Below are 11539 nucleotides of genomic sequence, written 5' to 3'. Positions count from 1 at the left end.
CCCCAGCACAGCACCGGCTTGGGGTAGGTGTGCAGGAGATAGTCGAGGCGGTATTCGGCGGCAAAGAACGTGGCAGCCAGCGGTGGCACGCTGCCGGGGTGGTCGCGGCAGGCCTGGGCCAGTGCCCGTACATCGCCGCCGGCGCAGAATGCCTTGGCGCCGTTGCCACGCAGCAATACACAGACAACGCCCGGGTCGCGGGCCCAGTCTTGCAGGTATTCGCCGAGCACTTCGATCATCGGCAGGTTCAGGGCATTGAGCGCCTTGGGCGCATCCAGTGTGGCAATGCCGATGCGGGCGCCATCGGCGCCGGTGAGTACCTCGCAATGAATGGCCATGGACTACCTCGTTCAAGTCATCGCTCAAGTATGGCCTGCCTGGGCGATCATGCAGGCCATAGGTCAGACCGATTGACAAGGGGGGATGGCTTACCTAGTGTCGCGCCATTGTTTACGGATGGCCTCATGACTGACGACGATCGCATCAAACTTGAACCCGGCTGGAAAAACGCCCTGCGTGCCGAGTTCGATCAGCCCTACATGCACCAACTGCGTGAGTTTCTGCGCCAGGAGTACGCCGCCGGCAAGGAAATCTACCCGCCAGGCCCGATGATCTTCAATGCGCTCAACTCCACCCCGCTGGAGCAGGTGAAAGTCGTCATTCTCGGCCAGGACCCGTATCACGGCCCGGGCCAGGCACACGGCCTGTGCTTCTCGGTGCAGCCGGGTGTGCCGACGCCGCCGTCGCTGGTCAACATCTACAAGGAGCTGCAGCGCGACCTGAACATTCCCATCGCCAGCCATGGTTACCTGCAGAGCTGGGCGGAGCAGGGTGTGCTGCTGCTCAATACCACCATGACCGTCGAACGCGCCAATGCCGCTTCGCATGCCAAGAAAGGCTGGGAATTCTTTACCGACCGGGTCATCCAGGTGGTCAGCGAGCAGTGCCCGAATGTGGTGTTCCTGCTGTGGGGCGCGCATGCCCAGAGCAAGCAGAAACTGATCGATGGCACCAAGCACCTGGTGCTCAAATCGGTGCACCCGTCGCCACTGTCTGCGTACCGCGGGTTCTTGGGTTGTGGGCATTTCAGCCGGACCAACGGCTTCCTCGAACAGCGTGGCCTGGCGCCGATCAACTGGGCGTTACCGCCGCTTTAAGGGGCGAGCCGGTGCTCAGTGGCCGGCTTGCCGGCGATCACCTGCAAAGCTTTCAGTGCTGGCCTTTCACCCAGCATCTGAACAGCGGTTCGGCCAGAAACAGCACGAACAGCAAGCGCATCACCTGCAACGCCGTCACCAACGGCACCGACAGCTGCAATGTCTCTGCGGTCAGGCTCATCTCGGCAATGCCGCCCGGCATCATGCCCAGCGTCAGCGAGCGCAGATCCAGCGCAGTCATCACGCTCAACCCCCAGGCGGCAGTGCCCGCGATCAGCATGCACAGCGCCGTGGCGAGCAACGTGCGCAGCAAGAACGATGGAGCACGGCGGAAGAATGCGCGATTGAAGTGGCAAGCCAGGCCACTCCCGATCAGCCATTGGCCGATCTGGCTGGCACCGTCGGGCAGGGCGATCTGCAAGTTGCCCGCCAGGCTTAGCGTGGCGGCCACCAGCAGTGGCCCGAACAGCCAGGGGTTAGGCTGGCGCAAGCGCTGCCAGGCGAAACCGACCGCTACACCCAGCGGTGCGATCAGCGCCAGCCAGCCCCAGCTCACGCTGCCGGCATGATTGAGCGGTACACCGTCACCGATCAGGAACTTGAACAGCGCCGGTACGCACAGCACCACCGCCAGCACACGCAGGCTTTGCGCCGCCGCCACCTGGCTGAGCATCGCGCCGTTACGCGCGCCGAGGTTGACCATCTCACCGGAACCACCGGGCATGCTGGCAAAAAATGCCGTGGCACGGTCTTCGCCGGTACGCCGCAGCAGCCACACGCCAACCACGCTGGAAACGGTGGTCAGCAGTGCGGCAAAGAAGATCAGCACGAAATGGCTGGCGACCTGCTCGATCACGGCTGGGGTGAAGTGCAGGCCAATACCCAGGCCGATGATGCATTGGCCGCACTTGCGGCCATTGGGGATTTCCGAAAGCTGCCAGGGCGTCAGGCAGCGCACCAGGATGATCGCCAGCAATGAGCCGACCATCCAGGGCAAGGGCCAGCCGACCTGGCTGGCGAGATACCCGCCCGCCAGGCCGACCAGCCCTGTCGCCCAGTACAGCGGCAACGACCGATCAGGCATCGGCCATCGCCCGACGCTGCAGGCTACGTTTGCGCCAGATACGCAGCAGCGGCAGGCAGAGCATGCACACCACCAGTACCCAGATGCCCATGCTGATCGAACTCGACCACAGAATGCCCAGCTCGCCATTGGAAATCGACAGCGCACGGCGCAGGTTCTGCTCCATCAGGCCGCCCAGGATGAAGCCGAGCAGGATAGGCGACAGCGGGAAGTCCAGCTTGCGCAGGATGTAGCCCATGATGCCGATGCCGACCATCAGGAACAGGTCGAAGGTGGTGGCGTGCACCGCGTACACACCGATCGCGGTGATGATCGCGATTACCGGCACCAGCGCCCAGTTCGGCACGGCGAGGATGCGGGTGAAGATGCGGATCATCGGTATGTTCAGGATCACCAGCATGATGTTGGCGACGAACAGCGAAGCGATCAGCCCCCAGACGATGTCCGGTTGCTGTTCGAACAGCAGTGGGCCGGGGGTGATGTTGTACAGGGTCAGTGCACCGATCATCACTGCCGTGGTGCCCGAGCCGGGAACCCCCAGGGTCAGCATCGGCACGAGCGCGCCGCAGCAGGATGCGCCGATGGCTGTTTCCGGGGCAGCCAGGCCACGGGCGTCACCCTTGCCGAACTTGCCGCTTTCGCCGGCGATACGCTTCTCGGTCATGTAAGCCACGGCGCTGGCCAGGGTCGCCCCCGCACCTGGCAGCACGCCCATGATGAAGCCGAGCAGGCCGCAGCGGACATTGATGGCGAATACCGACGCTGCTTCCTTGAAGTTGAACAGCATGCGCCCGGTAGCCTTGACCGCCTGGTGGCCATGGTGGGTCTTCTCCAGCAGCAGCAGGATTTCGCTGATCGAGAACAGGCCCAGCACCAGCACCACGAACTGGATACCGTCGGCCAGGTGCACGCTGTCACCGGTGAAGCGGTATACGCCACTGTTGGCGTCGATACCGACCGCTGACAGGAACAGGCCGATCAGTGCGGCGATGAAAGTCTTCAGCGGTTTGTCCCCGGCCATGCCGCCCAGAGCAACGATGGCGAACACCATCAGTACGAAGTATTCCGCCGGCCCGAAGGCAATCGCCCATTTCGCCAGCAGCGGGGCGAACAGCACCATGCCGCAGGTGGCGATGAGTGCGCCGATGAACGAACTCCACGCCGACAGCGACAGGGCAACGCCAGCCAGGCCGTTGCGGGCCATCGGGTAGCCGTCGAGGGTGGTCATCACGGTCGAGGCCTCGCCCGGGATATTCAGCAGGATCGAACTGATCCGCCCGCCGTATTCACAGCCCAGGTACACCGCTGCCAACAGGATCAGCGCCGATTCGGGCGGCAGGCCAAGGGCGAAGGCGATCGGGATCAGCAGCGCCACGCCGTTGATCGGGCCCAGCCCCGGCAGCAGGCCGACCACGGTGCCGATGAGGGTGCCCGAAAGGGCGGTAACCAGGTTGTAGGGGCTCAGGGCGACGCCGAAGCCCTGGCCCAGGTAGCTCAAGGTATCCATCTGTCAGTTCTCCAGTACGCTCAGCAGGCCGAGGGGCAGGGGCACATCCATCACGCGGTCGAACAGCCAGTAGAGGAACAGGCTCATGCCCACCACCACCAGGGTGCTGCGTAACCAGCGGCCGCCGTACAAGCGGGCCATAGGGATGCCAACCAAGATGGCGCTGAGGATGAAGCCCAAGGCTTCAAAGGTGCTGGCGAAGAGCAGCAGCAGGCCGACGCAGGCGGCAATCTTGGTCAGGGTTGCGCGGTCCAGCGCAGGCTCGTCGTCCTTGTGCACGATGGGCGTGGGGCGTATGGCGAGATAGAGCAGGCCCAGGCTCATCAGCCCAAGCATCAACAGCGGGTAGGCACGTGGGCCGACCGGTTCGTAGGAAAAGGCCGCCTGGTAGGGCCAGGCCATCACGGCCAGGACGGCGCACAGCGCCAGCAAAGCCAGGGCGAAGATGCGTTGCAGGATCATTGGGAATCCTCATTGAGGTTGCAGTGGCCGTAAAGGCCCCTTCGCCGGCAAGCCGGCGATGGGGCCAGTACATGCACCCAGGCTTACTGAACCAGGCCGAATTCCTTGGCCAGTGCCTTGTAGTCCGCCACTTGCTTCTTCACATAGCCGTCCAGTTCGTCACCTGTCATGGCGAACGGGAACAGCTCGCGCTGGTCACGCAGCTTGGCGAAGTCTTCAGAGGCGAGCATCTTGTCGAAGGAGTCCTTCCACCAGGCGTACTCTTCATCGCTCACTTTCGGCCCAAGGTAGAAACCGCGCACCACCGGCCAGACGATGTCGTAACCCTGCTCCTTGGCGGTGGGGATGTCTTTCATCTCCGGCTCGTCCAGGCGGTTTTCCGAGAACACCGCAAGGATGCGCATGTTGCCGCTCTGGATGTGTGGCATGGAGTCGGAGATGTCGGTGGAGCCGACCTGGATGTGGCCCCCTAGCAGCGCGGTGGCGATTTCACCGCCCCCTTCCAGGGCCACGTAGCGCAGGTCGCGGGGGTTGATGCCGGCGGCCTTGGCGATAAGAGCAGTCTGCATCCAGTCCTGGCTGCCGACGGTGCCACCGGAGCCGATCACCACCTTGCTCGGGTCTTTTTTCAACGCCGCGACCAGGTCATCGAGGGTCTTGTAGGGGGAATCGCTTTTCACGGCGATGGCGCCGTAGCTGGTGCCGACCGCCGCCAGCCATTTCACGGCATTTTCGTCGAAGCGGCCGAACTTGCCCTGGGCCAGGTTGAGCAAGGAGCCGCTGGACCACGCCACCAGCGTGCCGGCATCGCCCGGGCGCTGCGCTACCACGGCGTTGTAGGCCACTGCGCCGACACCGCCTGGCATGTAGGTGACGCGCATTGGTTTGCTGAGGATCTTTTCCTGCACAAGGGCGCTTTGCACCAGTTTGCAGGTCAGGTCGAAACCGCCGCCGGGCGAGGCCGGGGCGATGCATTCGGGGCGTTTGGGTTCGGCGGCGAGGGCATTGCCGGCCAGCAGCAGGCAGCCGGTAGCCAGGGCGAGGCGGCGCAGTGAAAAGGTCATCGTCTATCTCCGTGAGCGTTGTTGTTATGGGTTACCACAGGGCGACGCTGTAGCTCACCAGCAGCCGCACTTCGTCGGCATCGCGGGCGAAATTCGAACGGAAGGTGGCGTTGCGCAGGCGCACGGCGACGTTTTTCAACGGGCCGCTTTGTACCACGTACTTGAACTCGGTATTGCGCTCCCACTCCTTGCCCTCGCTGCCATCGGCGCGGCTGACGTTGTCGCCGTTGATGTAGCGGGTCATGAAGGTCAGGCCAGGGACGCCCAGCGCTGCGAAGTTGTAGTCGTAGCGCACTTGCCAGGAGCGCTCGTCGGCGCCGGCGAAGTCGTTGATCTGCACGAAGTTGACCAGGTACGGGTTGGCACCATCGACATAAGGGAAGGCGCTGTCACCTGACAGATGCTGGTAGGCGGCGCTCACCTTGTGCCCGCCCAAGGCATAGCTGAACATGCCGTTGACGGTGGTGTTGTCGATGTTGCCGGCCTTGGCCTGGCCCTGATCATCACTCACTGCCAGGCGCAGGTCTGCACCGAAGGTGCCCGGGCCCCAAGGCTGGGTGGCGACCATGCCGAGGAAGTGCTGGCGGTAGATGTCGTCGAGCTGGCCGAAGTGGTAGCTGCCGGTGATGCGATCGGTGAATTGGTAGTCGACGCCCGCCAGGTCGAGGTTGTCTGCCGCGAACGTGCCGCCGAAGCGACCGTTCTTGTTGTTCAGGGTCAGGTCTTCCCAGTTGGTGTCATTGCGATCCTTGACCTTTTCCAGGCGCCCGCCGGTGAAGGTGAGGTTCTGGATTTCTTTCGAGGTGACCAGGCCGCCCTCGAAGGTCTGCGGCAGGATGCGCCCGTCGTTGGGCTGCAGGGTCGGCAGTTCGGGGATCAGTGAGCCGATTTTCAGTTCGGTCTCGGACACTTTCACTTTGCCGGTCAGGCCGAGTTTGGAGTACTCATCGGCGGCCTTGCCATCATCGTGGGTCGGCAACAGGCCAGAGCCTGCGCGGTCGGGGCTTGAGTCGAGCTTGATGCCGAGCATGCCCAGGGCGTCCAGGCCAAAGCCCACGGGGCCGTCGGTGTAGCCGGACTCGAAGTTGAGCATCAGGCCCTGGGCCCACTCTTCGCGCTTGGATTGCTGTGCACTGGTGCCGTCGCGGAAGTCGCGGTTGAAGTACATGTTGCGGGTTTCGAAGGTTGCCGTGCTGTCTTCGAAGAAGGCGGCCTGGCTCATCGGGGCGACGCCGGCAAGCGCAAGGGCGCAGGCATAGGCGTATGGGCGTGCGGATGGGGAACGGGTAGGCGCGAACGCCTGCGGCTGCGATGACAGCATCGGGGATGACTCCGTTATTGTTCTTATTCGTTGCACCTTGCTGGTGCTTTATTTCGGCGCGTGGGGCGACCGTGGTGCGATGCTAGGTAACGAACCTTTCGCTAACCTTTCAGCCTGAAAGGTTTGTTACAAGGGGCTTCACAGACCGGGCGACAGCGGTACACTCCGCGCCACCGCCCCACCCGAGCAGGGAGAATCCGATGCGTGTGCTGCTGGTCGAAGACCACGTACAACTGGCCGAAAGCGTGGCCCAGGCCCTGAAGAGCCATGGTTTGACCGTGGATGTGCTGCATGACGGCGTGGCCGCCGATCTGGCTCTGGCCAGCGAGGAGTACGCCGTTGCCGTGCTCGATGTGGGCCTGCCGCGCATGGACGGCTTTGAGGTGCTGGCCCGCCTGCGCGGGCGCGGCAAGACCCTGCCGGTGTTGATGCTGACGGCGCGCAGCGATGTGAAGGACCGGGTGCATGGCCTGAACCTGGGCGCCGACGATTACCTGGCCAAGCCCTTCGAGCTGACCGAACTGGAAGCACGGGTCAAGGCCCTGCTGCGCCGCAGCGTGCTCGGCGGCGAGCGTCAGCAGCGCTGCGGCCCGCTGGTGTATGACCTTGATACCCGGCGGTTCGCCCTGGGCGAGGACAACCTGACGCTGACCTCCCGTGAGCAGAGCGTACTTGAGGCGCTGATCGCACGCCCCGGACGGGTGATGAGCAAGGAGCAATTGGCCGCCCAGGTCTTCGGCCTGGACGAAGAGGCCAGCCCCGACGCCATCGAAATCTACATCCACCGCCTGCGCAAGAAGCTCGACGGCCAGTCGGTGGCCATTGTCACGTTCCGTGGCCTCGGCTACCTGCTCGAGCACCGCGATGCGTGACAATGGCAGCCTGCGCGGGCGCTTGCTGGGCAACCTGGCGCTGTTGCTGGTAGTGCTGATGCTGGCCAGCGGCCTGAGCGCCTACTGGAATGGCCGCGAGGCGGCCGATACCGCCTACGACCGTACTTTGCTGGCATCGGCGCGGACCATCGCTGCCGGCCTGTCCCAGCGCGACGGCACGCTCAGCGCGGATGTGCCCTACGTGGCGCTGGACACGTTTGCCTACGACAGCGCCGGGCGCATTTACTACCAGGTGCTGGACATCAACCAGAAACTGATCTCGGGCTACGAGAACCTGCCGCCACCCCCGCCGGGCACACCGCGTACCGACGATTACCCGGCGCTGGCGCGCTTCTACAACGCCACCTACCTCGGGCAGGACGTGCGTGTGGTCAGTCTGCTCAAGGCGGTCAGCGAGCCGAACATGAACGGCATGGCTGAAATCCGTGTGGCCGAGACGGAGGAGGCGCGGGTGAGGATGGCCCGCGGGCTGATGGCCGATACCCTGCTGCGCCTGGGCATGCTGGCGCTGGGGGCATTGGGGATGGTCTGGTTCGCCGTGAGTGCGGCGCTGCGCCCGCTGGAGCGTCTGCGCAAAGCCGTGGAAGAGCGCCAGCCGGATGACCTGCGCGCGCTGCCGCGGGTGCAGGTGCAGCGTGAGCTTGACCCGCTGGTGCGTGCCTTGAATCACTTCACCGAACGCTTGCGAGGGCAGTTCGAGCGCCAGGCGCAGTTCATTGCCGAGGCGGCCCACGAACTGCGCACGCCATTGGCAGCGCTCAAGGCGCGGGTCGAGTTGGGCTTGCGCTCGAAGCAGCCCGAACAGTGGCACCAGACGCTGGAGTCTGCCGCCCAAGGCACTGACAGGCTGACCCATCTGGCCAACCAGCTTTTATCGTTGGCACGGGTGGAAAATGGCGCTCGGGCAATCGCCGAAGGTGGCGCTCAGCGCCTGGACCTGAGTCAGCTGGCACGCGAGCTGGGCATGGCGATGGCACCGCTGGCGCACAAACGGGGCGTGGCCCTGGCGCTGGAGGCCGCGGCGCCGGTGTGGCTCAAGGGGGAGCCGACGCTGCTCAACGAGTTGCTCAGCAACCTGGTGGACAACGCGCTGGCACATACCCCGGCGGGCGGTAATGTGATCTTGCGGGTTCTGGCGCCAGCGGTACTGGAGGTCGAAGATGATGGCCCCGGTATCCCCGAGGATGAGCGCGAGCGGGTATTCGAGCGCTTCTATCGCCGCAGTGCCCAGGGAACTGGCTTGGGGTTGGCGATTGTGGGTGAGATCTGTCGCGCGCACCTGGCGCAGATCAGTCTGCATGACGGCGAGAATGGCGGGTTGAAAGTGCGAGTGAGTTTTATCGCTGACTGATGGCTTGCCTGTGCAGAACCTTTGGCGGGCAAGACGCTGGCTAGCGCAGCATGCTTCGCGCTTCCAGCAGTTCGCCAATCTCCAGCTCCGTGCCAAACGGCAACCCCAGGTGCCGATAGGCCGGCAACGCCGCCAGCGGCCGGCTGCGTCCGCGCTGGCTGAGGCAGCGGGCAATCTGCACCACGTCGATGTAGTCCACTTTATCGGTGCGCCGGTCCAGGTCTTGAACCTGGCTTGGCAGTTTGACCAGTTGCTCGGGGAACTCCCATGACGAAAGTATCTTGTCGCCCAGCACAGGCTGGATCTGCTCGATCACGTAGTGCAGGCATACCGGGTCGGAGAGCAGTTCGTTGTGCTCTTCGGCGTAGATCAGCACCGGCAGCGCGCCGATCTGGTTGACCAGGCCGCCGAGGGTGGCCTGGTCAGGCTTGAGGTGGGTAAAGCGGCGGCAGATTTCATAGCTGATGCCCGCGACTTCGAGGCTGTTTGCCCAGATATCCCTCAATTTTTGCTCAACTGCCGATGAGCGTGCATGGAAGATCTGCTCGATCACCAGGCCGATGGCCAGGTTGCAGCTGTAGTTGATACCCAGGCGGGTGATGGCCGTGTGCAGGTCGGTGACCTCGATCGCCGCCCGCAGCAGCGGGCTGTTCACCACCTTGATCAGGCGGGCGGAGAGGGCAGCATCGCGGCCAATCACCTTGCTCAGGGCAGCAACGCTGATTTCCGTGTCCTCGGCAGCCTCGCGGATGCTCAGGGCAACTTCCGGAAGGGTCGGCAGGACCAGGTCATCGTTGGCGATGGCAGCCAGCAACTGTGCTTGAACCATCTCGGCCAGCTTGTTCATGTACTTCTCTACAGCAGGGGTGGCGGGCTGGTCAGCGCTGGATTTCCCGGTCGCGATCCAGTTCGTAAGGCAGGCTCGAGACCTGCAGGCGTGGGCCTTGCAGGCTGCCCAGGTGCAGGTTGTCGTCTTCCACGGCCTCGGCACTGAGTACCGCAAGCAGCTCGCAGCCTTGGCCCGTGCTGGCCGCGATGACCACTTCCCCGACCGATGAGCCATGGGTCGGCGAGAAGATTTGCGCACCCGGGGCAGGAATATCCTGCTGGTCCAGCAGCAAGCGGTACTGACGTCGCTTGAGCTTGCCCAGGTACTGCATGCGGGCGACGATTTCCTGGCCGGTGTAGCAGCCCTTCTTGAAACTCACGCCATCGACCGCCTGCAAATTGATCATTTGCGGGATGAACAGCTCACGGGTCGGGCCCATGACCTGGCCAATGCCGGCACGGATCTGCCCCAGCAGCCAGTCGTTGAGAGGCCCTTGCGGCAATGCGCTTGCCAGTTGTTCACGCACGCTGGCGGCGGCGTCCGCCGGTACCCAAAGTTCCACGCGACCTTCGGAGACGGCCACTGCGATCAGGCCTTCATGGCGTTCGGTGGCGCCGGCGCCGGTCGGCACCTTCAAACCCAGAGTCCGCAGCGCCGCATCACCGCCCTGCAGGCCGAAACGCGCCCAGGCGGCGCTTTCGTCGCTGAGCGTGGCTTTGGAAAACACGGCGTATTTTTTCAGGTCGGCCAGCTGCGCCTCGAGCAGTTCGCTGGCCATGGCCAGCAGGTAGCCGTTGCCTTCGGGCAGGATGCGGAAGCTCGACTGCATGCGCCCCTTGACCATGCAGCGGGCGCCAAGGCTTGCGTGCTCGGGGCTGAGGTAGTTGATGTTGCAGGTCAACTGGCCCTGCAGGAACTTGCCGGCGTCGGAGCCGCGGACGGCGAGGATGCCCTCGTGGGACAGGGGGCTGTAGAAAGCGGAATCGGCCATGGGGGATCGCGGTGGCTAAAGACTGGCGGCCATCATAGAACGCCAGTAACAAAATAGGTAGGTGACTAGACCAACGCCTCGTGCCGCTTCGTGCGCCTGGCTGTATACTGGCCGCCCATTTGAGGAGGGCCCCATGGTCGAACAAACTGAACTCAACCGGCTTTTCTGGCACAGCCGCCGCGGCATGCTGGAACTCGACGTACTGCTGGTGCCTTTCACCCAGGAGGTCTACCCGACCCTGAGCGAAGCCGATCGCGAACTCTACGTTCGCCTGTTGAGCTGTGAGGATCAGGACATGTTCGGCTGGTTCATGGAGCGCACCGAGTCCGAAGACCCGGAGCTGCAGCGCATGGTCCGCATCATTCTGGACCGTGTCCAGCCCAAGTGAGTGTTTCGAGTGCCGTTGGCAGGGCTCGCGCCTGCTGCTGACGGCCTACCTGATCTGCCAGGTGCTGGCGTTGCTTGCCTTGTGGCTGAGTGCGCTGCCCTGGTGGCTTTCCCTTCCTGCCTCCGTCGCTTGCCTGGCCCATGCCTGCTGGGTGATCCCCCGACGCATACTGCTGACCCATGCTCAAGCCGTCACTGGCCTGCGCCGGGATGCTTGCGGCTGGCAGCTATTCAGCCGTGCCGGGGGCTGGCAGGCGGTGCGTCTGTGTCGCGACAGCGTGGCGCTGCCGGGCCTGGTGGTATTGCGGTTCGCAAGGCCTGGGCGCTGGTTGGGCGAGAGTCAATGTGTTGTCGGCGATGCCCTGGCGGCGGATCAGCATCGGCGCCTGCGGGTACGGCTGAAATTCAGTCGGCGCAGGTGGGCTGAGGTCGCGGCACGCTAGTCAGGTGCCGCGTCGCCCCTTTGCGGTTTTACCCGCGAAGGGGCATCGAT

General features: G+C 64.1%; 13 protein-coding genes. 5 read left to right on the top strand and 8 right to left on the bottom strand.

What is annotated here, in order from left to right; genetic code table 11:
- Window positions 1-338 (bottom strand): enoyl-CoA hydratase/isomerase family protein (locus BLX42_RS18370; protein ID WP_161872336.1); only part of this gene is annotated, 338 nt, incomplete at its 3' end.
- A gap of 126 nt (window positions 339-464) precedes the next feature.
- Here BLX42_RS18370 and ung point away from each other — a divergent pair.
- A complete protein-coding gene (ung, locus tag BLX42_RS18365; RefSeq protein ID WP_046784937.1) occupies window positions 465-1157 on the top strand; it encodes a uracil-DNA glycosylase in 693 nt (230 codons plus the stop codon).
- 52 nt (window positions 1158-1209) lie between these two features.
- Here ung and BLX42_RS18360 read toward each other — a convergent pair whose 3' ends face one another.
- The 5 genes from BLX42_RS18360 to BLX42_RS18340 form a co-directional block, all read right to left on the bottom strand.
- Window positions 1210-2241 carry an AbrB family transcriptional regulator gene (locus BLX42_RS18360; protein WP_161872335.1) on the bottom strand — a complete coding sequence of 344 codons (1032 nt, stop codon included), beginning with the start codon at window positions 2239-2241 and terminating at the stop codon, window positions 1210-1212.
- Window positions 2234-3748, bottom strand: a complete 1515-nt coding sequence (locus BLX42_RS18355) for a tripartite tricarboxylate transporter permease (protein ID WP_046784939.1) — start codon at window positions 3746-3748, stop codon at window positions 2234-2236. Before BLX42_RS18355 ends, BLX42_RS18360 begins: the two co-directional genes overlap by 8 nt.
- A gap of 3 nt (window positions 3749-3751) precedes the next feature.
- On the bottom strand, window positions 3752-4210 hold the full coding sequence (locus tag BLX42_RS18350; RefSeq protein WP_115273690.1) for a tripartite tricarboxylate transporter TctB family protein: 459 nt from the start codon (window positions 4208-4210) through the stop codon (window positions 3752-3754).
- 83 nt (window positions 4211-4293) lie between these two features.
- Window positions 4294-5274, bottom strand: a complete 981-nt coding sequence (locus BLX42_RS18345; protein ID WP_012312979.1) for a tripartite tricarboxylate transporter substrate binding protein — start codon at window positions 5272-5274, stop codon at window positions 4294-4296.
- A 31-nt stretch (window positions 5275-5305) separates the two neighbouring features.
- A complete protein-coding gene (locus tag BLX42_RS18340) occupies window positions 5306-6595 on the bottom strand; it encodes an OprD family porin (protein WP_161872334.1) in 1290 nt (429 codons plus the stop codon).
- A gap of 200 nt (window positions 6596-6795) precedes the next feature.
- Between BLX42_RS18340 and BLX42_RS18335 the strand changes: the two genes are divergently transcribed.
- Entirely contained in the window at window positions 6796-7467 is a 672-nt protein-coding gene (locus BLX42_RS18335; protein WP_012312981.1) for a response regulator, read from the top strand.
- Window positions 7460-8839 carry a sensor histidine kinase gene (locus BLX42_RS18330; protein ID WP_046784942.1) on the top strand — a complete coding sequence of 460 codons (1380 nt, stop codon included), beginning with the start codon at window positions 7460-7462 and terminating at the stop codon, window positions 8837-8839. The genes BLX42_RS18335 and BLX42_RS18330 overlap by 8 nt, the downstream gene beginning before the upstream one ends.
- 40 nt (window positions 8840-8879) lie before the next feature.
- On the opposite strand, the gene BLX42_RS18325 is transcribed toward BLX42_RS18330, so the two are convergent.
- A complete protein-coding gene (locus BLX42_RS18325) occupies window positions 8880-9686 on the bottom strand; it encodes an HDOD domain-containing protein (protein ID WP_161872333.1) in 807 nt (268 codons plus the stop codon).
- Window positions 9687-9717: 31 nt separating this feature from the next.
- On the bottom strand, window positions 9718-10659 hold the full coding sequence (locus tag BLX42_RS18320; RefSeq protein WP_161872332.1) for a folate-binding protein YgfZ: 942 nt from the start codon (window positions 10657-10659) through the stop codon (window positions 9718-9720).
- Window positions 10660-10792: 133 nt separating this feature from the next.
- On the opposite strand from BLX42_RS18320, the gene BLX42_RS18315 reads away from it, so the two are divergent.
- Window positions 10793-11047 carry a succinate dehydrogenase assembly factor 2 gene (locus BLX42_RS18315; RefSeq protein ID WP_008094993.1) on the top strand — a complete coding sequence of 85 codons (255 nt, stop codon included), beginning with the start codon at window positions 10793-10795 and terminating at the stop codon, window positions 11045-11047.
- Complete coding sequence (locus BLX42_RS18310) at window positions 11031-11489, top strand: protein YgfX (RefSeq protein ID WP_046784945.1); 459 nt, start codon at window positions 11031-11033, stop codon at window positions 11487-11489. Before BLX42_RS18315 ends, BLX42_RS18310 begins: the two co-directional genes overlap by 17 nt.
- The last annotated feature ends 50 nt before the right edge of the window (window positions 11490-11539 follow it).

The sequence above is a fragment of the Pseudomonas sp. SG-MS2 genome (genome assembly GCF_009933855.1).
Taxonomy (GTDB): Bacteria; Pseudomonadota; Gammaproteobacteria; order Pseudomonadales; family Pseudomonadaceae; genus Aquipseudomonas; species Aquipseudomonas putida_E.
This window is presented reverse-complemented; position numbering and strand designations above follow the sequence as displayed.